We start from the raw sequence: 23479 nt of genomic DNA on the forward strand, positions 1-23479 counted from the left end.
TTTTCTGATAAGAATACAGTACTTATCAACTCTGTTTTCATGGTCGGATCACTTACCTTTACTTTCTGGAATTTAATCATTATTTGTACTTAATTGAACCTGACGGTCGTGAACATCTAACCCCGCCAAGCTCCCCTGCATTCAGACATTCCGGATCGTTCTGAATATCTCATTGACCAGGTCTTTCCCCGAAAGTGTCATGATATCTTTTTACAACTGATTCAATGTAATTGGATGTTGTCCTGGTAGCCCTTTTAGACATATGATTTCTCAAAGGGAATTCGGTATGGCAATGTGTGCATCTGGCAAGTTCACATCCCCTTACTAGACTTGGGCATCCGGCACAAAGTTTTGCTCTTGAATAGAACAGATTGAAAGATCCGCCGCATTCCGGGCAAAGAAGTATTTTATTAGCATCATAAAAGCTCTTGTTCACACCTTTTCGCTGAAGTTCAAAAGAATACCTTTCATCACGTGTAAGATCATCGACATATCTCTTTTCATCGGACATCTCTTTTCACCTTTCTGACTTCTGATATGAAATTTGCTTTTGGATATATATATAACGAATTATTGTATGAAATCAAGCAATAATAGTAAATCTTCGGCCGGAGAAAAAACAATGGCTTTGATATAATCAACGCCATCTACTCAATATCAGGATTAAATATAAGTCCTGAATGCGTACATACTCTCTTGCATTATAAGAAACAAAGGAAAGATTGTACTTTAAATCATGCTGCTTGCTTTGACCTTCTTTTCTTGCAAGCACAATCGGAATATAATTATTAAGATCAGCCATATTATGAGGAACGATGACATTTGAAAAATTGTTCGAGCACGGTAGCATTGGCAACTGTAAGTTGAAAAACAGGATAATTATGGCTCCTGTAGGCAATATCAATATGGCGGATCCCTTTGGCCGTCCCCTTGATAAGATGATCAAATATTTCATCGAAAGGGCAAAAGGAGGTACCGGTCTTCTGGTAACTGGCCTGGTACCTGTTTCTTATGGTATTGATCCTACTATTTCGGAAGAGAACGGCACAACTTATTTTCCCCGTATAGATGGCTCATCAAGAACCCGTCTCAGCGGCTGGAGGGATCTTACAGCAGGTGTGCGGCCATACGGGTCTAGAATATTCATCCAGCTATCCGCCGGTCTTGGAAGAGTCGGCTCCCCTGAGCCTGCATTGAAAGGGAAGATCCTGAGATCTTCTTCATGGAACCGGAATTTCTACGTGCCCGGGGTTCCTCATCTTCCTCTATCCGATCATAAGATTAAAAAGATAGTTAAAATGTTCGGACAGAGTGCAGCAAATGCAAAGATATCCGGATTCGATGGTGTACATGTACATGGTCATGAAGGATACCTTATGGACCAGCTGACCTCCGCACCTTGGAACAGAAGAAGATTTGGCAGGTACAGGAACAAGTTCCAGTTCGGAATAGATGTTGTGAGGGAAATAAAGGAACGGTGTGGAGACAATTATCCTGTTATATACAGAATAGGTCTGACCCAGGCTCTTCAGCAAAGTTACGGAGACGAGATATTCAGGAAACATTTTCGTGGAAAAGAAAGGACAATTGAAGAAGGATTACGGTTCTGCAGAGCTCTTTATGAAGCCGGGGTGGATGCTTTCGATGTAGATAAAGGCTGTTACGATAATTGGTTCTGGCCACATCCGCCATCCTATTTCGATGATGCTGTGTATGTCAGGGAAATGGCTGGCAGGTTAAAGGACCATTTCAGGCATGAAGGCATACATGCAAAGGTAATAGCAGTCGGAAAGCTTGGTAAACCTGAAAAGGCCGAGGAAGTTCTGAAGGAGGAATGGGCGGATTTTGTAATGCTTGGAAGGCCTCTCCTGGCAGATCCTTACTGGCCTGCTAAAGTAAGAGAAAGCAGGATCAAAGAGATAATTCACTGCATAGGTGATCATGAAGGGTGTATAGAATCATTCAAAAAGGGAGGACATCCATGTTGTTCGGTAAATCCTTACACTGGTTTTGAAGATACTAAAAAGCTGGTCCCAGCAGATCTCGTAAAAAAGGTCGCCATAATCGGTGCAGGCCCTGCAGGCTGTGAAGCAGCTATGACAGCCCATATGAGGGGACATGATGTAACCCTTTTTGAAAAGACCGGGCAGATAGGCGGACAGTTGTGTCTGGCCGGCAAGATGGAGATAAAACATGATATAAGAAGATATCTTGACAATCTCCAGCATCGACTGAACATCCTGAAAGGGGATGGTCTGAAAGTTGAGTTTAATAAGAAAATAAGAGCAGATGATGTCAAAAATAAATTCGGTGTGATTATCTGCTGCAACGGTCTGAAAACAATTATCCCTTCCATACCAGGTCTGGAAAAGATCAGATATATTGAAGCCAGGGAGTTCCTGCAAAAGGATATGGAATTGCCAGAGAACTCAGACAATGTCCTGGTAATCGGGGGTGGGATACTGGGTTGCGAGATTGCTTACTCTCTGGCTTATGAAAAAGGCATAAATGTGTCCCTGGTTGGGAAGAATAAGGAACTGATGCCAGGAACCGTAATGGCCAACAGATCTCAGATCTTATGGATGATGATGGGCAAAGGTTCTCCATCGGGAAAGAGGGAAGATTGTTTAAAGAGACCCATAACGGTGTACAATGCATCAAAGGTCACAGGCTTTTCAGACAGGAAAGCCTATATAAAAGCGAACAGGGCACGTAAGGACCCATTTACACCCTGGAAAGCTTTAATTCCGGCGAATGTTAATGTTCCTTTTCAAAAAGAACTTGATCCGGACAATCTGGAAGAGATTACTATTGAGACTGATCTTGTAATATTTGCCACAGGTGGACATGCAGACGATGTATTATATTATAATCTTCTCAAAGATAGAACTGCAGCGGAGATATACTGTGTCGGGGATTCAAGCAGATCCGGGGGGGTCTGGGAAGCAATAACAGGGGCGAATGAGATAGCCAGAAATATTTGACCAATCAGTCAATCAATCAATCAATCAATTTCCCTGCATGCATAGAGACCATTTATACTCAAATTCAGTTAATATTCAAGCTTTTGATATTATCAAAGGCTTTCTCTTTTTCATTACCAGAGTTTTACTGCAGACCATAAATCCAGAATGTCTGATTTGCAAAATCCACATTTTGAACAGAGAACAAAGTGTCGATAATATTTATATCGTTGATTAATTACCATAAGTTATTATTTATATTCATATAAGGTATGATGAATTGTCAATAATAAATGAGTTTTTGAGAGTTGACAGCAAAAATCAGGAGGCATTCTATGGAAGAAAATGAGATCATCAACGGACTGACAGAAGCAGTAGTTAACGGAAAGAAAGATCAGGCAGCTGAATTATCACAAAAGTCATTGGATGAGGGGGTTGACCCTTACATAGCAGTAATAAACGGTCTTGCAAAAGGAATGGAGATCATGAGCGAGAAATATGAGAATAAACAGGCATTTATGCCACATCTCCTGATGGCTTCCAATGCAATGTATGCAGGTATGGATGTGCTTATTCCTCATATCAAGACAGAAGGATCAGGTGCAAGGAAAGTCCTTGTAATCGGTGCTGTCGAAGGAGATGTACATGACATTGGTAAGAACCTTGTTAAGACCATGATGAGTGCCGTAGGCTTTGAAGCAATTGATCTTGGAAAAGATGTACCTGTAGAACAGTTTGTCGAAGCAGCTGCCCAAAATAAGGCAGATGTCATGTCCATAAGCACACTTATGACATCAACCATGGACAATATGCAGAGGGTCATGGATGGTCTGAATAGCAAAGGTATCAGGAACAATATGAAGGTCATTGTTGGCGGTGCACCTATAACTGCTGATTTTGCAACAGAGATCGGTGCTGATGCAACAAAGACCGATGCAATGGAAGCTGCAAGGTGGGCAAAGGAAGCAGTTGAGTCACTTTCACCTGGCAGATGGGATTAAGATGAAAACCTGCAAAAGATCCAGGAGTATTCCTGTACATCCATGCCATCGTCACCCCGTCCAGGATGTGAACAGGAGCAGGTCATAATGGATCTTTTGCAGAACTGGTGACTGGGACCTGATCAGGCCAGGGGAGGAGTCTGCATCGTCACCTGGTCTCAGTCACTTTATATCACATTTTAGTAAAACGATAACAAGTGATTACAGGAGTTCACTTTAATGGATGAATATACACCTAAAAAGAGATTGGCACTTGCGTTAAGAGGAGAAAGCGTTGACAGAATGCCAGCAATTTCCGTTACACAAACAGGAACCGTGGAACAGATGGAAGCATGTGGTGCTTTCTGGCCGGAAGCTAATGAAGATGCGGAAAAAATGGCAACACTTGCTGAGGCAGGTCACACAGTCGTTGGATTCGAGGCTGTGCGTGTTCCCTTCGATATTACAGCCGAAGCTGAGTTCTTTGGTTGTGAGATCAAGGCAGGTACAAAAGAACAGCAACCATCCGTTGTGGGTCATGTGATAAAATCGATCGAGGATATTGAAAAGCTCAAAGATTATGACCTGAGCGAAGGAAGGATTGGTGTTGTCTGTGATGCTATCAGGATCCTTGCGGGCAAGTACGGAGATGAACTTCCGATCATGGGCAGCATGCTGGGTCCTTTCTCTCTTGCACAGCATATGAATGGTGATGACTGGTTCATGGCAATTATGACTGACGAGAAGTTCGCATTCGCACTTATGGAACTCACTACAGAATTCAACATTGCCTATGCGAAGAAAATGGTGGATAACGGAGCCGACACCATGGTCATCATTGATCCTACGGCAAGTGCCATGCTCATAGGTGACGAATTTTATCAGAAGTTTGTAGTACCTGCACACAAAAGAATAGTCGATACAATGCACGAATTGAACGTGGCCACGGTATTGCACATCTGCGGAGATACTACTCCAAGTCTTGCATTGATGGAATCATCAGATGTGGATGCTATAAGTGTAGACCAGAATGTGGATGTAGCAACCGCTCTGAGCAAAGTGGACAGTGCAGTTATAATTGGAAACCTGGACCCTGTAAGTGTCCTGTGGAAAAAGACTCCAGAACAGATCAGGGAAGTATCAAAGGATTTACTGGCTGCAGGGGCAGGACTCCTGGGACCCGGATGTGGGATCGTGAGCAAGACTCCCAATGCAAACCTTCAGGCAATGATAGAGATGGCAAAAGGACACACATATTAAAATCAAAGATAATTTCTTCGGATAGTAACTTTCATGTTCAGGTCACCTTCTGTCCGGGGAAATTATCCTTTGGTACGGTAGTATCTGGATAACTGAGATAACAGAATCGATTTTATCCACAAATCTACCTCCACACTTCCCTTGCCAGTGATATTTCACTGGCTCTTTTTATTTTTCAGCAAAGGTCCGTAAAGTATTGGAATAATAATTGAATCAACCTGCAATATCTGTAAAATGTAGTGATCAATATGATGTCTCAATTAAGAGTGTTTTTAGGTATCCGGAATGCTCAAAGCCAACCTTCTAATGATCTGAAAAACTCATTTGAAGAAAAAAGCAGAATACTTCTAAACAATCCACATTACTTTTTTACGTTCATGCTTTTTGTGATATTCAGTGTTCTTGTATACTACAGGGTTACGGTTGACGAGGTCATACCAACAATAGCCCTTTCCCTGTTATGGGTTCTTTTCTGGAAGAACAGTGAACAAAAAGGCAGAATATTCCTTATTATAGCTTCAGTGTTCGGGTACGTACATGAACTCCTTGGCGTCAGATACGGGTATTTTACATATCTTGGAGGATTTGTAGGTGGTTCTCCCATATGGCTGATACCAGGTTACGGAACAATATTCTGGTCATCCCATAAGTTATGGAAGAACTTTGAGGGAAAATATTCCAACAATCATTGGTTTGGTCTCACCAGTTACTTTGTTGTTTTAAGTCTGGCTGTATTATTTGCCATTGACTACCTTGTGTTCGATATGTCTGCAAATCCTGTTGGTATATTGATAAAATTCACCCTTGCATTCATGCTTTTCAGGACACTTGAAGGTTTAAGGCTTGCCTATTTTGTAGCATTTTTCACTGTCCTTACTGAATTTACCGGTGAAATGCTTGGTACATGGTACCATCCGGATTTTTCACTTTTGTCCCTTATGGCAGGGTATGTATTCCTTCTCTGGGTCTGCCTTACAATAAATGATCTGGCAAAGGGCAGGAATAACAGGAGCACAAAGGAATCCGCAGCTGCTGCTGTACTAACTACTTTCTATATATTCTCGTTACTTGGCTTTATTTCAGTATAAACATGAAATATCAAATGTAAAGAAGTGATGCATTGGATGCAACCGGATATTGAAACTATATTCAGGAGCCAGAAAGATAATTGTTCCAAACTTGCACTGACATGTGCAAAGGAAAGAATGGAACGTTTGATGCGTATAGACAATTATCTGAAGGACCGGGATAATCTGGAGGAACTGTTCGATGCTTTATACAAGGATCTGCGGAAACCGGATGTAGAGGTCCTGGCAACTGAAGTGGGTGTAATTCAAACTCAGATAACCTATTTGAGAAAGAATCTGCACCGTTGGCTCCGGGACCATAAAGTTCCCACACCGCTCCCTCTGGCAGGTACCCGGTCATATATCCGCTATGAACCCAAGGGTGTAGTACTCATTATGTCGCCATGGAACTTTCCCCTCAATCTCTCCCTTGTTCCTCTGGTCTACGCTATAACTGCGGGCAACGCCGTCATGTTAAAACCAAGTGAGATATCGTCCCATACGTCAGCTTATATAAAAAAAATGATGGATCATTTGTTTGACTGGAAAGAAGTGGCGGTTATCGAAGGTGATGCTTCGGTTGCATCCGGATTACTGGAATTACCTTTCAACCACATCTTTTTTACAGGCAGTCCCGAGGTTGGAAAGATAGTCATGGGCAAAGCTGCAAAGTATCTTAGCAGTCTTACTCTGGAGCTTGGCGGAAAGTCTCCGGCAATTATAGATGAGACTGCGAACATACCTAAAATGGCAAGACGTTTAGCTTGGGCCAAATCCATTAACTGTGGCCAGACCTGCATAAGTCCTGATTATCTCATTATACATGAATCGGTAAAAGAAGTATTCATCCATGAGTTCATATCATCGGTTAGAGAGTTCTATTGCCAGCAGGATAAAGGTGTGGATCAGTCACCTGATTATTGCAGGATCATAAGTGATCACCATTTTCAGCGACTTCGACATCTGTTTGAGGATGCGCTGGGAAAAGGGGCATGTGTACTGTACGGTGGTGATTTTGACAGGCATGGCCGTTTCATTACGCCGACTCTCCTTGGCAATGTCTCGGAAGAAATGGATATTCTGCAGGAAGAGATCTTCGGCCCTTTACTCCCTATAATCACCTATAATAACAGATCAAGGGTAAACCAGATAATCAGCGGCAACCCGAATCCATTGATGCTTTACATAGCCAGTAATAATAAGGACAATATCCGGTATTTCATGGAAAAAAACCCATCAGGTGGTACAGTGATCAATGATTATATGCTCGGCTATAGTAATCCCGAGCTACCTTTCGGAGGTAATAATAACAGTGGAGTGGGCAGATCACTTGGGTTTCATTGCTTTATGGAATTTTCCAATACCAGAAGCGTAATTCAACGTAAATGGGGTTCTTTAGGTCTTATCTATCCTCCTTACACGAATCGCATTGGGAAACTGATCAAAAGTATGTACAGGTGGATGTGAACATGCCGGACAGCAACAATCCTTGTGATTTTTGCATAAAAGCAGACAGAAGAACTGCTCTGATCACCGGTGGAGCAGGCGGGATCGGAAGAGAGCTGGGGAAACTCTTCGTTCTTGATGGTTATGATATTGTATTAGTTGACAAGCATCTCAAAGATCTTCAAGATGTTAAGTATGGATTGAGTACAATTGACCCGGATATACGGATCATGTTCATGAGGCAGGATCTGACTCTTCCTGATGCTGCAAACAATGTTCATGAATTCACTCAGAAGAATGGTATTCAGGTAAATGTACTTGTAAACTGTGCAGGTTTTGGGACCTGTGGTTTTTTCCATGACATCGATAAGGACCGGGAACTTGACATGTTGCAGCTACATGTGCTAACAGTATACAAGATGACCCGTCTATACATAAAAGAGATGATAGGACGCAATGAGGGAAAGATCATCAATATGTCTTCTGTATCAGCTTTCCAACCAAGCCCTTATTTTGCCACCTACGGTGCCAGCAAGAGTTTTGTATTGCAGTTCAGCCGGGCCCTCAATTATGAATTAAAGGAAAACAAATTGAAAGTAAGAGTATTGGCCGTTTGTCCCACAGCAGTAAGAGATACCGGTTTCCGGATATCTGCCAAAATGGAAGGGGCTAAGGCCTTCAGTTCATGGATGTCCGTCACTGCAAGGGATGTTGCACTTGACACGTACAGAGCAATGCAGTCCGGTAAAGACATTGTTATTCCCGGCAGGGGTTTTGGTTTATTACATTCCCTGGTCTGCCGCCTGCCCACTGGCTGGCTCATGAGAATTGCACGCTGGCAATTGAAAGAAATGAGTGAAAGCAGGTTTCAGCATATATTCGATGTTCAACCAGAAAAAGAATCAAAGGATATGTAAAAGGTGATTAAATGGATATTGTATGCAAGGATAAGAAAGTCTGTGATATTTGTGAAATAAAAACAAGTTTGAACCCCCATATTTCTGTCCCGGCAGCAGAAAACAGGAGCAATTGTCTGGTGTGTGATGTTGAAGTCGAATATCTGGATCAGGCGATAAACGGAAGATGCTATTATTGCGAAACCGAAGAGCAAACATATTTTCTTTGCAGGAACGGTCACTATATCTGCAATAAATGCCACTCGAAAGAGGCTCTTGCAGTAATCGGGGATGTCTGCCTGAGTACCAATGAGGACAATCCCTTCATTATAGCGGAAAAGATCATGGAGCATCCGGCGGTCCACATGCACGGCCCGGAACACCATGCTCTTGTACCTGCTGTGCTCGTGGCAGCCTACAAGAATCACAGGGGACTGAGAAAGGAAAAAGCTGTCCGGGAGGCCATCAAACGCGGACGAACAGTACCAGGCGGTTACTGTGGTCTCTACGGAGCATGTGGCGCAGGGGTCGGAGTTGGTATTGCTGTAAGCGTTCTGCTTGGTGCCACACCTCTGACACCCGAAGAACGTTCCCATGCCAATCTTGCGACTTCGAGGGCCCTTAACTCAATTGCCAGGTCAGGCGGAGCCAGATGTTGTAAAAAAACAACCCGTATATCACTTGAAGAAGGAATGAGATACCTTTCAGGACTTTTGGAGTTAGAATGGGAAATGCCTGAGATATCCGGGACCTGTAACTATATGATATATAACAGGGAATGCGATGTCAACTGCAGGTTCAGGAAGAAAAACTGAATTGCATTTGGTTCATAGCTGTTTACAATTTGTGCGTTGCGTTTAAAAGTTATTCCTTTTTACTGTTTCCCATATAATTCCACTTGTTTTATGTACTAGTATTTGATTTTACGGTCCTGTATATAAATATGTATACTGTTAACTGCGTTAAGCATATACTTATATGTAGTTATCGATAAAGCAAAAATTATCAAAGGTATTGATAATATCGATATGATCAACAATGACACAAGTTTTGTGATGGACTACAGCGCTGATCGAACAAATGCTTGTGCCAATATCAAAGCCTCTGATACAATATATGTATAAAGAGGATACATGTATGACAGTAATGAACATAACCGGATGCCGGATGTTTGAGGATGAGATTATTGATATCTTGTGCAGGGATTCCCGAATAGATGACATTATCATCATCGAAAATGAAGAGTGCACCGGTATGGTCCAAAAAATGGAAAAGGCTGGTCTATCTTACAGGTTCCTGCCTTTGGATGAGGTTTCAGATGAATGCGGATCAGCAAGTTCCGATAGTTATGTCATTACAATCAACATCATGGGTCTTTCATTGCACGGTGACCCGAAATGCCTTCGAGAACAAGTCTATATGAACGTTAAAAAAATATCTGACTTCTCTGATGGTATATTCTTATTCTATGGCCTATGCGGAAATGTTCTAAAAAGAATAGATAAAGACCTGGAACAGTTACCATGTCCTGTATCTATTCTGAGAGACAGTGATGGAAGGATAGTTGACGACTGCATTGGTGCGGTCGTTGGCGGCAGGAAGTCATTTTTGAAGATGATAGCCGGTTTCAACAGGAAGAGCACCATAGTAATGACCCCGATGTGGGTACAGAACTGGCAGGAAATGTTCCAGCATAGCGGGTTCATTGAGAACAGGGAAGATGTCGAGATGGCTAAGTTCGTCCTAGATTCCATGGGCTATGAGGCCGTTATAAAAATCGATACCGGTTTGCAGTATACAGAGGATTACGATAAGAAAATAGAAGATTTTGCCAAAATCTTCCAGCTCAATATCCTCGAGATCGAAGGCAAACAGGATATTATCAACGATTCCTTCTTTGGTTTCAGGGATAGGATACTTGCAGGTAAGATTATGTCCTCAGTAGTTGTATCTGGTTCGCGGGATGTTTTAAATGAGATTGGTAGTGAGAGTGAGAAACCGATGCTCAGGACTGTTTAATCCGATCCTTCCTTTTTCTGATACACAGTTCTTTGTAAAGAATAAGAAAAAGGAAGTATTAGACTTATGCCACCAGTCTTTCGATATCTCCGATCCTCTGGTCCAAGCAGGCACCACAATTGCATGGTTCGTCGATCAGTGAAGTTATGTCCCTTGTCCTGTACCGGATAAGAGGCATGCACTTCCTTCTCAGGGTAGTGACTACGAGCTCACCTTTTTCTCCAGGCGGCAGTATTTTCCCGGTTTTAGGGTCTATGATCTCCGCCAGAAAATCGGGATTATTCAGGTGGAAGCCATTCTGATGCTCACATTCGATTGCATTGGCCAGTCCCAGTTCTGTCATTCCCCATTGTCGAAGGGTCTTACATCCCCATGCATTCTCGATCTCTTCTCTCATATCCTCGGTCAGGGGCTCAGATGAACAGATAATCCTTTTAATACCCATCTCACCTGGTTTTACAAGTTCACGGATCTGTTTTGAGATTTCATAAAGAAAGGACGAAGTACCTATGATTATAGTTGTGCCTGCTTCCTTTATTGTATTCATCTGCTCATGCACATCCATTGAATCATTGATCACAGAACTATAACCTGCAAGATCACATGCTTTGCTCAGGACAAGTCCGGGGTCCCAGGTAGCTGTTATGGTGGGGTACATTATCTGCAGCGTATCCGCCTTTGAATCCATTCCTGCCATCTTAAGTCCGGAAATAACGGAATCCACAATCTCCAGCAACTCTCCCTGGGTATATGCCATTCTTTTGAGCATGTTTGTTGTGCCTGAACTTGTAAATTCACGGGCGATATCCTTTCTTGAAACACAAAGAAAGTGGTAGGGCTTGTTTGCAAGTTCTTCCTGTTCGGTCAGCGGAACTTGTTCAAGGTCTTTGTAGCTCCGGATATTTGAAGGGTAGATATCTGCACTGGTATACAGGTCTCTGTAGTAAGGGCTGTTCTCAAGAGCGTATGCAATAAGTTCCCTGAATTTGAAAAGCTTATATTCTTGAATGTCGTTTTTGTCTGGCTCCTTCTGGCCAAAGAGCTCCTTTAGCTCTTTATTGTTCTTTATATCGTTTTTGATCTTAGCCAGACCCCACTGTTCAAGCGGGTTTCCGTCCCGAAGTTCTATCTTTCTGGATTCAAGTTTTCTTTTTGCCACACTCATACGGATAGATGTATTTATCTTTGAGGGAAGACTCAAGTTTCTGCCTCCTGCTCTGTTATAGTAATCTATTTTCTGAAACTGGAAAAACATAAAAAGAAAATAGTGGTATCAGGTAGCATTCCTGTACAGGAAGTCGCCGTTACAGCTGGTCATGTTGTAATTGCAGAAAGGAATAAACCTGCAATCACGCGTCACAACATGTATGCAGCAGTTCTCAACACGGTCCTGCTCATACGACCAGACATCCTGGAATGCCATTGTCGATATCGTGAGATAGTTATTCTTGCTCATCTCTATAAAATCCGCCCATCCACCGCTAAGACCGGAACCTGATCCCGGGATGGCCGAAGTAAGTGGCTTCTCACAGCATGAACTTTTTACAGTTATATCACTGAGTGGTTTTTCACAGCAGGAGCCTTTAATAAGCAAATCCCCGCAGGATTGTTTTGATTCCTTTTCTTTTTCAAGGCCTTTCCATCGGCCCATAATTGATTTTTTGGTCTTGCTTGCCACATCCGATGCGGATTGCACTGCTCCTGACGAAAGATTCGTTAATGGCAGAAATCCACCGTTATCGACTAGTGTCAGGCAAGTTGCACCGCAGTGTGCATGTGGCATCAGGGAGGGTGTGAAGTTATTAACCTTAAGCTGTCCGCTGGTCTGTTCTTCTATTGATTCAAGCAGTTCCAGTATAGTCACCCTGTTTTGCATCTCGGAAGGGGACCTTCCAGAGTAGAATACCGGCTGGAAATGTACACCCCTTACTGCCGGAACTCTGCTAGCTGCAAAATCTATGATCCTGCCGACCTCGTGTAAGTTGTAATCTTTTGCTACAAGTGGTACGAGAACGACACCTATTCCTGCCTTTTCACACCTGTTGATGACCTCGGTCTTGACATTGATCATATCCCTTCCTGTTCTCTGCCTATAGACATCATCGGATACTCCATCAAACCCAAGATAAATTGCATCTATGCCGGCAGATGCTATTCTGTTAAAGTAGTCCTGATCCCTGGCTATCCTGATACCATTGGTGTTCAACTCTATGTGAGCTATTCCTACTTCTTTGCCCATTCTGATGATCTCCGGAAGATCGTCTCTCAAAGTTGGTTCTCCGCCGGATATCTGAATACAGGTCGGATCGTTCTGGCATCTCTTAACCGTTTCGAACATTTTCCTGATAGTTTCCATATCAGGATCAAGACTGGCATCCATTGATGAATTTGCAAAACAGTAAGTGCATTTCATATTACATCTGTCAGTCACTTCCACTACTGCCAGACATGTATCCTGTTTATGAGAGGGACACAGGCCACAATCAAAAGGACAGCCTTTTTCCGTATCCGTTAGAGGTTCTTTGGCTTTTGCTCTGTCCACATCGAAACATTCTTTCATTTGCAGGTAGTGATTCACATCCATGGATACAAGACTTGTAAAACTACCGTGGTCAGCGCACTCCTTTTTTATGTATACTCTGTCGTTTTCTACATACTTGATGCCTTCTATTCTCTTAAGGCATTCAGGACACAGGCTCTGGACTGTCCCTATTTGTTCCATTATATCCCCCTCAAATTGTATCTCCGGGATTTTGAGGTTTATTTAAGCTCTCTTTTCTTCCAGGATCGATTCGGCAGTCTTCAGTGTCTTTGCGACACCATCTGAAATGTAGAACTCATTACATTTCGGACATACAATACCCGGGCCTGGCCTTGTAACGCCCATATATGTCATGTCTACATTCCTCTCAAGTGCTATTTCACCGCACTTTGCACATACCCAGTCACTTGTGTCATCATATTCGATGTCATCAAGTTCTCCACCGGTGAGGCCAAGAATCTTCATTTTATGGGCATATACATTAACAAGTTCGGATGGTGAGTAGACAGCATACATGGTAAGGTTGTCTGAAACACCCTTTGCAATAGAAATATCACCATCTCTGGCTTCCAACTTAGTTTCGCTGGACTCTGCATTGTCGATCATTTCCTGGATCTCTTCCTTTTTCATACCGTTGTCCTTCAATAAATTGTCCAGTTCTTCAGTTATTTTTATATCCATGATTAATCCTCTCTATTTTATCTGTGTGATTGCCAGTTATCCTTAGAACTTTTCATATTTCCCGAAATCCTTCGCAGCCTTTACCAGTGCATGGACATTCACAGGTGGAGCGTTGGTTGGACATTCACACGCAGTTCCTAAAATGAACCCTCTCGGGCTGTCCTTTCCGGCAATAACCTGGTCCCTGGCCTGTTCATATACCTGTGCAGGAGTGCCACGGTCGACAATTTTTGTATCGACTGTCCCGAAACATGTACATCTGTCTCCAAAGTTCTCTACCAGTTTTGAAGTTGGGAATATGTTCTGTCCGTCATAGCCGATCTGCATAATTGTGAATGGACTCATTGGAGCATCTTTCCACATCTCAAAGTCATCAGTGTGGTTTCCACAAAGGTGATAGTATACACCCGGACCTGCACCTGCATTCAGAACCTTTCTAACTGCACGGGAAACTGGCTGGAAACTGAATCTCTTTATCTGTTCCCTGTCCATGAGGTCTCCACTGGCGATAACCGAACCGGTGATCATAACGTTTGCACCGTATCTCTCTGCTGTTGCTCTGCAGGCATTTACCATATGGTCACCTGCTTTGGTACAAAGTTTGTCGACGACCTCAGGTTCTGTGATCATCCACATAAAGACGTCTTCGATAGCAGCCCAGTTGGTTGCTACTTCCATTGTACCTCCCAGCTGAGTGATAGGTGCGAACATTTTAGGATATTCTTCTAAAACTGTATCAAGTGCTTTGTAGTGTGTTGTGAGGGTCGGACCTTTAACCAGTTCATCTGTACCCAGGACTTCAAAGTTATCGACATCTTCAGCGGTCTTTATCGGACGCTTTGTAATACCTGGCGGAGAATTGGTCTGCATCTTTATCTCCGCTCCGTAGTCCAGTCCCCAGTAGTCTGCGTAGAGATAGTGGCCTACAGGAGTGACATCATAAAGTTCACAGGCAGCACATACCATCCTTACCGCTTCATCAGGGTTCTGATAGAAATACCCTGCATTCTTCCGAAACAAGCTTGCAGCGTGGGACAGAATAATTGGGTCCACAATAACTCTTTCAGATGGTTTGTCAACCCAAGGTGTTGTCCATAAATTTCCTGCATCTTCGAGCCAATTTTGATCTATTGGTGCATAATCTTTTGCTGGCATGATTTAATCACCCATTTCTAATTTAGTTGACAGGAAAGGAATCCTTTCTCATTCCTGCCACCGATTTTACAAATAATACCATCGGTCAGCAAACAGATTCAGGAATCTGTAATTGTGACCATAATCAAATAGCAAAGTGAATTTATATATAATAACTTCAGGTAATTAATCAATACAAGTATTATTATCAACACATTCTTCCAGGTTCAAATTATGATTATTGCAAATGTTGTATTCAGGATTTACAGCATGCAGAAAAACTTCAGTAAAGAAAAAGAACAAACCATTGATAATATCAAACCCATGAATGGATTCAACTTTGTATAACAAACAGCAATAGATAAGATTGTGTTTTTAACATTAAACTAAATTTATTCTGCAGGAATCCCCATGTCACAATCACAACTGTAGGCAGATGCAACCACAAAGGACACAGAGTCCATGGAGAGGAATAGTTACTTTTCTATTCCCTGTGAACTTGTTTTTACAGCTTCTGTTTTTACTTAATCTTTTCTGAATTTTGTTTGTAATGTAAAAAGAGGTCTTTACCCCATTTACGTGCACTTTCATCAAAGCAGATGACCTTTTTATGATCAAACACTCCGTCTTTATTGAAAAAAGCTATTAACATAAGATCGTCTGTAACCGAAAGAGCACCAACTTTTAATATATTATCATTACAGATGTAAATATTCGAATTTCGGGATTCCATCATTGCGTTATGCTGTTCGGTATATTCATCCCTTAATCGTTCATAGACGGGTTTTGTGAGGATGAGATCATAAGAAACTTCTTTCTTTGCCAGCTCTGAATAATTACAAGGGCAGCTAGGACAGAAATATGAATAAAATGTAGATGCACTCTTTGTCTTTTTAAGACTGGTTAATAAGTCCTTTGGTGGTTCGAAAAGGTGATTCAGGTCCGGTTCGTGTATCATGACATTACCAAACTCACCAATTCTGTCCAACAGGAATTCAGGAACTGCACTAAGGTCCTTGCTATGCCAGTAATCCTTATTCTCCTCTAATACATTCAGTGTTTCTATGAGAGGCTTTATTCTTTTCATAATTATCCTCCCAACACTGGTCAATCTGTATTCATCTTCTTCTTGTTCGATGAGCCCTTGTTCAAGAAGTATTTTTACCTGAGCCATTATTGCACTGGTGGTTCCTGTCAATGAGTCTTTTATTTCATCAATAGTGGCCGGTCCTTCCATTAACGTAATTAAAGTATTTTTCCTTTTTTCTGATAGGAACACGGTGCTTATTAATTCAGCCTTCATCATAATTTACCTGGCATACTTGTTTTATTTATATAAAAAATTCTATATTTCGGGCACTAAACGCTTATTTTGGATGGAAATCATGTAATTTGTGATGTTCATGTTATTGATCTGATTGTAGTTTATTGGAAGCTATTTTGCGGCATGTACATTAACATTATTTTGGTTTCATGTTAACAGCGTTAACTACATTTATGCAATCAACTTCTGAAATCAATACATCATTTTACTCTTATACCGTGCTTTACTCATTGCTTTATAAAAGTTCCCATAAGAGGAACACAAATCAAATATTTTCTATTCATGTTTTTCGTTCTGCCAGTGAAACAAATCAAAAATCAGTAATATTGGTGGTGCGATGGCAAAGATTTAAGTACAAGTATTTTTTTGTAAAATTACATTTTATTCGAACCGAATCCCTGATTTGTCATATTTATGTTCTATCCGGCAAATCTTCACAGACATCAATTATCCTATATCGAAGCTCGATCCATATCTTAGTTCTGCAGCATGCTTTCCTTGTGATGGTCAGGTATATCTTTTCACGGTCAATACCTGTTCATTAAACTCTCAGCGGCATAATAATATCCTTTCTATATAAGAATCATGAATAATCCTCCATTTTACACCATTATTCCATTTACAATAATAGATTCTCTCAACTGATCTGCGTCAATGGCTGCAGATCCTCAGGTTCCTGGCACATCAGTATGCCATAAGTATCGGAACATACCGGAAAAGACTACTATAATCAAAAAGTATATATATTTATAAATTTGTAAAAACAATGGCCGATTTTAGTATCTGACATCTGATATTTATTACGAGAAGCAATTATGAACAAAACGCAACCAACAACTGATGCAAGCCTACCGGTGGCTGCTGAGTATCCTGGCAGTCATACCAATATCTTAAGAAAGATCAACAGAAATCTTTTCACAGGCTCTGACAGCCGTACAAATCTTTTTAAGGCTATCGGACCTGGTATTCTGGTAGCTTGCTCTGCAATCGGCGGATCGCACCTGGTCTGGTCGACCCAGGCCGGAGCGCATTATGGATGGGGTCTTCTGGGGCTGATTATACTGGCCAATCTATTCAAATACCCGTTCTTCCTGTATGGTCAGCGCTATACGGCTGCTACTGGTGAAAGTCTTCTGGCAGGGTATCGGCGGCAGGGTTCTATCTACATATATCTTTCTGGGTATCAACATCCTGACCGGCATCATTAATACTGCTGGGGTGGCCATGATAAGTGGTACGCTGTTTGCAGGATACGGGTTCAACGGTAGCAGTATTCCCACTTTCACGGTTGGAATTCTGGTAATCTGTGGTGTTGTCATCCTGATAGGTCACTATAAAGTACTGGATAAGCTGGCTAAAGCTGCCATAGTCTTGCTCGGGCTCAGTACAATGGTTGCACTGGGTCTGGCATTCACACACGGACCTGTTGCAGCGCCGGACTTTGTCGGTCCCAGTCCATGGACATGGATGGCTTTTCCTTTTTTGATAATGCTGCTTGGCTGGATGCCGGCACCTGTGGATCTATCAGCCTGGTCGAGTCTGTGGATGTTCAGCCGTGAAGAAGAAACCGGTCACTTTGCTACGAGCAGGGAAACTTCCATTGATTTCTACCTGGGTTACGTCATGGCAGTTTTAATGGCTGTGGCCTTTGTAGCTCTGGGCAAACTGATCATGTTCGGTTCCGGCTATGAATTTGCCAGTGGAGGTATCGGATTCAGTCAGCAACTGATAAGTCTGTATTCGGCAAATATTGGCGAATGGTCAAAACCGCTCATCCTGACTGCTGCCTTTATCACAATGTTCAGCACAACTATAACCTGTATTGATGGTTATCCACGTTCACTGGCAGCAAGCTGTACATTGGTAAGTGACAGTTGCTCCAGGCGCTTCAAACCAATCTTCCAGTTCTGGATAGTGCTTTCAGTAATAATAGCTTCTTTGATCGTAATGTACTTTGTCAACAACCTCTTGCAGCTGTTGAGCTTTGCAGCTATTATCAGCTTTGTAACTTCGCCGATTCTGGCTTATATAAATTATAAAGTGATGAATGGGAGCAATGTGCCGGCAGAAGAACGCCCCGGCATGGTCCTTAGGATTCTGAGCTGGACCGGACTGCTGTTTTTCCTGGTGATGACCCTGGGATTTATCTACGTGCAATTTATCAGGGTCTGAAGGTGGTACTGCAGCAGGACTGGCAGGTCTACCTTTTTTTCCCTATAATTGCCTGATACTTTTCCCTTACCTTCTCATCAGTTGTATAATCCATTAGCTGCTCCCATTTTTTCTGTAGTTCTATCAGATGACCGAATGGGTTGAAAGAAGGCACTGCATCATTTTTGGAAATAGGTATATTCTGCAAGGTCTCGACGCCGCCCTGAATGTCGCCATTTCTGCGATACTCGGCTGATAGGAGCATACAGGCATTCATTATTCTGTCATCGAGATCATCCTTAAAGAAAGCACCGGGGTATTCGCCGAAATCCTCCGCTGAAAGCTGTTTCATTCCTTCCTTTCCCTTTTGATGCCTTAATTTTTCCCTTTCAAAGACAAAGCGATATATATCTTCTCTCAGACGCTTCCATTGCGGATGGCTCTTTTCAGGTGGAAGATGTTTGATATGGAGCTCATTGTCCAGGAAAAACTTGTAACCGAACATCATTGCGTTCATAATGTAATCAATATCTTCTCCACGTCTGACATTAGGGTCAAAAGGTATCTTGCTGAAGAGCTCCCTGTGGATTGTCATGTTACCTCCGAACACAAAAGGTGTTTCCTTTATGCGGGGTGGTGATGCGATTGTTGATTCAAAGGCTTTGTTCATCTGCTCCTGTTTGCCCCAGTAGCGTGCCCAGGCATCTTCAGGAACAGGCACGTAGAAGTCATCATCAGGCTGCAGATAGTAACCAGCCAGGCCGTATATCTTTTTGCCGTCGACCTCCTGGCCGATATGTTCCCTGACCTTGCCGATAAAACCCGTATCTTCGAATACCTCATCATCATCGATAAGTACCGCAGCATCCGCTCCCAGTATGTGGGGTATGAAAAGACACATATTACGTACATTAGAGTATCCTCTGAGCTGCAGGAGATCTGCATACTCGCCTTTCCCATCCTGATCCATCATTTTGTGGATCTCTTTCAGATGCGAAGGCCCGAAAACCATTGCCTTCACCCCGGCATCAGACGCAGCCTGTGCAACAATTTCCGTTACCTTTTTCTCGACCTCATTCTCAATATCAGGAGAAGTTGCAACTGCAAGCACCACGAGACTGAAATCCTTATCATCAAGGACCCCGATGCTCCTGATGGCCCTGTCAAGCGTACCTTCCTCATCTATCGGGATGGGATGGTCATAAACAGCATCCCCTTCCTGCCAACCAGTACTACTGTCCCTTCCCCAGTAACTGGGTATTACCATTGTAAGTTCCAAAATATTCCACTCCCTGTACTACTCTCACTAGCACTTATGAGGTGAACAGTATTTATATTCTTGCAGTTGATGCCAGTTCTCAGTACTTATCGACAAGTATGGCATCTTTTATTATCACTTTTGCTGTGTACTCATCAAGTTCTATAACTTCCAATTCCTTGATCTCGATCCTTTTATGGTACATGGGACCGTCAAGCACGAAACTTTCAAACTCGCCACCCTCACCTGCTATGTTGAGGCCTATCTTTTCGTTGAGCCGGACCAGCCTGTCAATGTCCTTCTCTCCTATCCTGCGTCCGACCCAGCTCTTATCAAGGCCGTAGGCTGCAATGCTGCTGAAAATAAAATCAAAACCAATTGACAATAGCTGTCTCATCTCTTTTTCCTGGTCAATATGCCATAGGGGGGAGAAGGCTTTAAGGCCGAGTTCATCGCAAACTTTCTCGATCCTTTCACGTTGATAATTTGAGTAAAGTGCTCCGGTGACAACTCCTTCAATACCGAACTCTTCTCTGGCCCTGCGAATGGCATTTTTCATATCCTCCAGTTCTTTCTCTTTTTCGCCCGGTGTAATCTCCTCTATCAGGGGAATGCCCATTGCTTCCGCCTGCAGTTGTGCAAGGCCGATGTTCGGTGTGTGGAACATATAGGAATCAGGATTCTGGCTCTTTATCGTGATGAGACATTCCACGGCATAGTTCTGCTCTTGCATAATATGCATTGCATAATTACTGTCCTTACCTGAGCTAAAGAGCACTCCGAGTTTCAGGTTGGGCTGAGCGTAGAACTGCTTCAGATACCCGGTCTTTGTAGAGTGACCTGCTCTTTTAGTAAGCTTACCAATAGCCTTATCGAACCTGCTTCCGTACTGTGCAGCCTGCTTTTTACGCAAGGCAACTTTTTCGGGGAGGCCCAGGCTCATGGCAGTCTCCCTCAGTATTAGCTTGTTCTGTTCTGCGCTTATCTTGTATTTTGGAGGGATCTTAAGACAATAGTCGACAAACCGTTTGTCCAGATAAGGCACACGTAATTCGATGTTATTATTCATTGCAACAACATCATCCCTGTAAGTGTTCTTCTCGTATATCTTTAGTATATCCGCATAACAATCCCTGTTGATGTCGGTGGAGCGCTTATGCCTGTCATATCCGGCCAGCAGCTCATCTGCACCGGAACCTGAGAACATTACCCGTATACCGTCCATTCTTGCTGCAACACAGGCAACATACATTGTCAGTGCAACTCCTGCCTTGGGGACATTAGTGTCTTCCACAAGCGGAACAACTGCCTTCAGGTATTCTTCAACCTCTTCAAGGGTAACTTTTTTGATCTTTATGTCGAGGCCTAACTCTTCAGCCAGCATCTGTGCATGTTCTATATCAGGAGGCAGCTGCACATCATCAAGTCCGGCTGTATAGCATGTAAAATCGATTCCGGGTTCCTTTCCGAGTTTCTTACACAGGTATGCGATTACAGTGGAGTCAAGCCCGCCGGAGAAAAGGATACCAAACTTCTCATCCGGGATACGTATTGATATCGCATTTTCCAGCAGTTCCATAAAATCGTTCTTGATCACATCAAAAGAACTTGTGTTCTCGGGTACGATGGAAAAGAACTCTCTGTTAAAACGCTGCAGTGAATTGTCCTGCAGTCCGTAGACAAGCATCTCTCTGGGGTTGAGTTCTTTAATATCTGCAAAACCGTTTCCTGCAAGAGCTTTCTTTTCCGATGCAAAGGCAAACCCTTCAGAGGTAGTGTACCATAAGGGCTTGATCCCGATTATATCCCTTGCAACATAGACTTTATCTCCTCTCCAGTAAGCAAAGGCATATACTCCTATGATCTCGGCAAGAAGGTCATCGATCGTTTGCAGTATGCTATCTTCGGATACATCATTGTTTTCCTGTAATTTCAGCTCTATGAGATTTATGAGCATCTCCGCATCGTTTATTGCCGTAAGGCCATACTTTTCCCCAAGTTCTCTCCAGTTGTATATCTCGCAGTTGGCAGACAGCTTTCCAACAATTGTTATAGGCTGTCTGACAAAGTCGACCATGGAATGGAGACAGTGGCCAAGTATGTTATTCATATAGCTATCTTTGGGAATATTCAATCTGCTTGTCTCCTTTGCGAACTCAAACCAGTCCTGTCCGCATATTCCTATACAGTCAAGACCCCTGTCCTTCATGGTCCCGATGGATCTCAGGGTCAGTTCAAATGCATTGTCATTGTTAAAAAAACCTGTAATTCCGCACATTTTCCTGGTTTTAAGATGTATATGTTCAATTGAGTTTCTGAAATACTAAACCGATACTGCCAGATAAAAGTTTTGAATCAAAATAGTAAACAGGAACAAAAAGTAATATGAAAAACGGTAATAAACAAAAAAGAGAGAACTAAAGCAGAAATTCCGGGAGTATTCATGGAAGATGAAACGATTGTAAGTTTGAACACTCACAAGACCGTTTCAAGGCTTGCAGTTGAGGGATACTCTTTCTTCAGGTGTAAGAGAGATATAGAACCTGAGGATCTCATCGGGGTCCATGTCAACTCCGAGGTTGAAGCCCCGCTTTTCGCCTGCTTTTAAGAACCTCTCTTCCTTCTCATGTTTCCTGTACATCAGCTGGGTAATCTCTTCTTTATTCAATCGGGACATATCGATCCTTTGAAGGAGGCCGATAAGCAGGAAATTATTTTCGGCATGCTCGTAATAACTCTCTTTCTTTTCCTTTTTTTTGTCCTGGTCGAATAGGTAGAAATGCTTCCCGTTTCCATCCTTGCCTGAGAGTAATATCTTCTTCAGAACCAGTTTTCCGTTTTCTGATACTATGATCTTACGTTCGGTCTTCATTCCATTGCCTCGGCTTAAAATCTGATTTTAATGACAGTACTCCATACAACTGATCTGATCACAGGATTCTCATGCTTGATTTGAATATATTTTCTCGTTTCTCAATCTACTATATAAACTTGTCTGCACTCTACAATATAATCACTATCATCATTATGATATCATTTTGATGTATACGAAAAGTTAAACATTACAGTTAACCAATACAGATGAAAAAACTAATAAATTATGATGGAATCCTGAGAAGACCTAAGGTGGAACTATATGTTCAGCGAACTAAAATCTAATATCAGGGTATCAATCTTGCCATTAGCAAAAAGAATACCCATGTCTCCGAATTCATTGACATTGATTGGCCTTCTTGTAAGCGTTTATGCCGCAATACAGTTTGCAAGGGGTTTCCTTGTATCCGGTGCTCTGATGATATTGTTAAGCGGGCTTTTCGATGCTTTCGATGGCGCGGTAGCCAGAGCAAATGGTTCCTCGAGTGCCTTTGGTGCTGTCTTTGATTCAGTTTGTGACAGATATGCCGATGCACTGATATTCGCAGGTATCATCTATGGTCTTATAGCAGGCAGCATCCCCCAGATGTATATACTCTCCACGCCTTTATGGCTCTGGACCGTTATTGCGATCATTGGCTCCTACCTTGTCAGTTATACTCGCTCCAGGGCAGAGGCTATGGGTGCCCGGGAAATGGATATCGGGATTGCCGAGAGGCCGGAAAGAATGCTTATACTAATAGCCGGGGCCATGACGGGGATGCTTGGGGCGTCGATATTTATTATAGTCGTGTTTACTCATGTGACTGTTGTACAACGACTTATCCATGCCAGGAAATCACTTGCATAGGCTCAGAACCGAGGCAAAGATTATAATATAGAGT

General features: G+C 42.5%; 20 protein-coding genes. 11 read left to right on the forward strand and 9 right to left on the reverse strand.

The genetic code is table 11. The features are described 5' to 3' along the window. Positions 1-169: 169 nt before the first annotated feature. Positions 170-511: a hypothetical protein gene (locus tag CUN85_RS08510; RefSeq protein WP_135389903.1), complete on the reverse strand. Its 342-nt coding sequence runs from the start codon at positions 509-511 to the stop codon at positions 170-172. 304 nt (positions 512-815) lie between these two features. On the opposite strand from CUN85_RS08510, the gene CUN85_RS08515 reads away from it, so the two are divergent. The 8 genes from CUN85_RS08515 (at position 816) to CUN85_RS08550 (ending at position 10631) form a co-directional block, all read left to right on the forward strand. Then, on the forward strand, positions 816-2984 hold the full coding sequence (locus CUN85_RS08515; protein ID WP_135389904.1) for an oxidoreductase: 2169 nt from the start codon (positions 816-818) through the stop codon (positions 2982-2984). A 314-nt stretch (positions 2985-3298) separates the two neighbouring features. Then, entirely contained in the window at positions 3299-3964 is a 666-nt protein-coding gene (locus CUN85_RS08520) for a corrinoid protein (RefSeq protein ID WP_135389905.1), read from the forward strand. A gap of 219 nt (positions 3965-4183) precedes the next feature. Beyond that, positions 4184-5203 (forward strand): methylcobamide:CoM methyltransferase MtbA, encoded by a 1020-nt coding sequence (gene mtbA / locus CUN85_RS08525; protein ID WP_135389906.1) that lies wholly within the window; start codon positions 4184-4186, stop codon positions 5201-5203. 377 nt (positions 5204-5580) lie between these two features. Next, on the forward strand, positions 5581-6291 hold the full coding sequence (locus CUN85_RS08530; RefSeq protein WP_235856265.1) for a hypothetical protein: 711 nt from the start codon (positions 5581-5583) through the stop codon (positions 6289-6291). Between the two features lie 36 nt (positions 6292-6327). Continuing rightward, entirely contained in the window at positions 6328-7737 is a 1410-nt protein-coding gene (locus CUN85_RS08535; protein ID WP_135389907.1) for an aldehyde dehydrogenase family protein, read from the forward strand. A 2-nt stretch (positions 7738-7739) separates the two neighbouring features. Next, positions 7740-8633, forward strand: a complete 894-nt coding sequence (locus tag CUN85_RS08540; protein WP_235856266.1) for an SDR family NAD(P)-dependent oxidoreductase — start codon at positions 7740-7742, stop codon at positions 8631-8633. Between the two features lie 11 nt (positions 8634-8644). After that, entirely contained in the window at positions 8645-9427 is a 783-nt protein-coding gene (locus CUN85_RS08545; RefSeq protein WP_235856267.1) for a DUF5714 domain-containing protein, read from the forward strand. Positions 9428-9749: 322 nt separating this feature from the next. Then, positions 9750-10631: a DUF1638 domain-containing protein gene (locus tag CUN85_RS08550; protein ID WP_167848835.1), complete on the forward strand. Its 882-nt coding sequence runs from the start codon at positions 9750-9752 to the stop codon at positions 10629-10631. 64 nt (positions 10632-10695) lie between these two features. Here the strand turns inward: CUN85_RS08550 and CUN85_RS08555 are convergent, their stop codons facing one another. The 5 genes from CUN85_RS08555 to CUN85_RS08575 all read right to left on the reverse strand — a co-directional run bounded on the left by CUN85_RS08555 (position 10696) and on the right by CUN85_RS08575 (position 16294). Then, on the reverse strand, positions 10696-11832 hold the full coding sequence (locus CUN85_RS08555) for a phenylacetate--CoA ligase family protein (protein ID WP_135389909.1): 1137 nt from the start codon (positions 11830-11832) through the stop codon (positions 10696-10698). A gap of 72 nt (positions 11833-11904) precedes the next feature. Further along, positions 11905-13353 carry a radical SAM protein gene (locus tag CUN85_RS08560; protein ID WP_135389910.1) on the reverse strand — a complete coding sequence of 483 codons (1449 nt, stop codon included), beginning with the start codon at positions 13351-13353 and terminating at the stop codon, positions 11905-11907. Between the two features lie 42 nt (positions 13354-13395). Beyond that, entirely contained in the window at positions 13396-13854 is a 459-nt protein-coding gene (locus CUN85_RS08565; RefSeq protein ID WP_135389911.1) for a DUF7479 domain-containing protein, read from the reverse strand. A 42-nt stretch (positions 13855-13896) separates the two neighbouring features. Further along, a complete protein-coding gene (locus CUN85_RS08570; RefSeq protein WP_167848836.1) occupies positions 13897-15009 on the reverse strand; it encodes a uroporphyrinogen decarboxylase family protein in 1113 nt (370 codons plus the stop codon). Between the two features lie 499 nt (positions 15010-15508). Beyond that, on the reverse strand, positions 15509-16294 hold the full coding sequence (locus CUN85_RS08575; RefSeq protein ID WP_235856268.1) for a helix-turn-helix transcriptional regulator: 786 nt from the start codon (positions 16292-16294) through the stop codon (positions 15509-15511). 833 nt (positions 16295-17127) lie between these two features. On the opposite strand from CUN85_RS08575, the gene CUN85_RS13155 reads away from it, so the two are divergent. Then, a complete protein-coding gene (locus CUN85_RS13155; RefSeq protein ID WP_205804396.1) occupies positions 17128-17520 on the forward strand; it encodes a divalent metal cation transporter in 393 nt (130 codons plus the stop codon). A 16-nt stretch (positions 17521-17536) separates the two neighbouring features. Beyond that, the gene (locus CUN85_RS08580) at positions 17537-18484 is read left to right on the forward strand and encodes a divalent metal cation transporter (protein ID WP_205804398.1); all 948 of its coding nucleotides are present in this window, start codon (positions 17537-17539) and stop codon (positions 18482-18484) included. Between the two features lie 28 nt (positions 18485-18512). Here CUN85_RS08580 and CUN85_RS08585 read toward each other — a convergent pair whose 3' ends face one another. From CUN85_RS08585 to CUN85_RS08595, 3 genes are all read right to left on the reverse strand, one after another. Then, on the reverse strand, positions 18513-19742 hold the full coding sequence (locus CUN85_RS08585; protein ID WP_135389913.1) for a glycosyltransferase family 2 protein: 1230 nt from the start codon (positions 19740-19742) through the stop codon (positions 18513-18515). 79 nt (positions 19743-19821) lie between these two features. Next, positions 19822-21999, reverse strand: a complete 2178-nt coding sequence (locus CUN85_RS08590; protein WP_135389914.1) for a diphthine--ammonia ligase — start codon at positions 21997-21999, stop codon at positions 19822-19824. A gap of 210 nt (positions 22000-22209) precedes the next feature. Then, entirely contained in the window at positions 22210-22593 is a 384-nt protein-coding gene (locus CUN85_RS08595) for a hypothetical protein (RefSeq protein ID WP_135389915.1), read from the reverse strand. A gap of 264 nt (positions 22594-22857) precedes the next feature. Between CUN85_RS08595 and CUN85_RS08600 the strand changes: the two genes are divergently transcribed. Beyond that, positions 22858-23445 carry a CDP-alcohol phosphatidyltransferase family protein gene (locus CUN85_RS08600; protein WP_135389916.1) on the forward strand — a complete coding sequence of 196 codons (588 nt, stop codon included), beginning with the start codon at positions 22858-22860 and terminating at the stop codon, positions 23443-23445. Positions 23446-23479 lie beyond the last annotated feature (34 nt).

The organism is Methanolobus halotolerans (assembly GCF_004745425.1).
Lineage (GTDB): Archaea > Halobacteriota > Methanosarcinia > Methanosarcinales > Methanosarcinaceae > Methanolobus > Methanolobus halotolerans.